1 protein-coding gene is annotated in these 585 nt (G+C 64.8%); it reads right to left on the bottom strand.

Annotated features, from left to right (window positions below; all coding sequences use genetic code 11):
• The coding region (locus tag EN874_RS32165; protein WP_245516209.1) for a trimethylamine methyltransferase family protein at positions 1 to 378 on the bottom strand (378 nt) is incomplete at its 3' end.
• Positions 379 to 585 lie beyond the last annotated feature (207 nt).

Below are 585 nucleotides of genomic sequence, written 5' to 3'. Positions count from 1 at the left end.
GCGATGCTGGAGTTCTGGAAGCTCGACCGGCCGAACGTCATCGCCCATGATTTCGGCGGCGCCACCGCCTTGCGCGCGCGGCAGCCGGATGCGCCCGTCGTCGCCATAGGTACCGCCGACCCGTGTCAGCGCTTCGATGCAGGACGGGATGGCGTTGGCGAAGCCGACCGTCTCCAAGAGCGTCAGTACCGCTTCGTGGATGCGTTCCTTGTCGTTCTGGCTCAATGGCCCATAGCTGCCGCCTTCAAGCCCCGGCCGCACCGGACGGATATCGTCGGCCAAGGGCGCCGCTCGCATCGCGCGGCGCGCTTCGCGCCCGCCGGAACGCCGCGAACGCTGGTCCGACGACGATTCCTGCTTCTCGAGAGCCACTGACATGGAAGCACTCCACCTTTGTTTTTATCTGCAAGGCGGGACGCGGCGGTTGGTCCACCATCGGCCCTGCTTCGTCCCCTTACGGCTCGACTATGCCGCCGGCATTGGCACAGCCTATGAGCCAGCCAGCTCCGTCGAATATGCCAGAGCGCTAAAGCAAAGAGAGCCGGCGAAGGCCGGCTCTCTTTGGGAATTCAGCGTCAGTTGATG

This window comes from Mesorhizobium sp. M1D.F.Ca.ET.231.01.1.1 (assembly GCF_003999155.2).
Lineage (GTDB): Bacteria > Pseudomonadota > Alphaproteobacteria > Rhizobiales > Rhizobiaceae > Mesorhizobium.
This window is presented reverse-complemented; position numbering and strand designations above follow the sequence as displayed.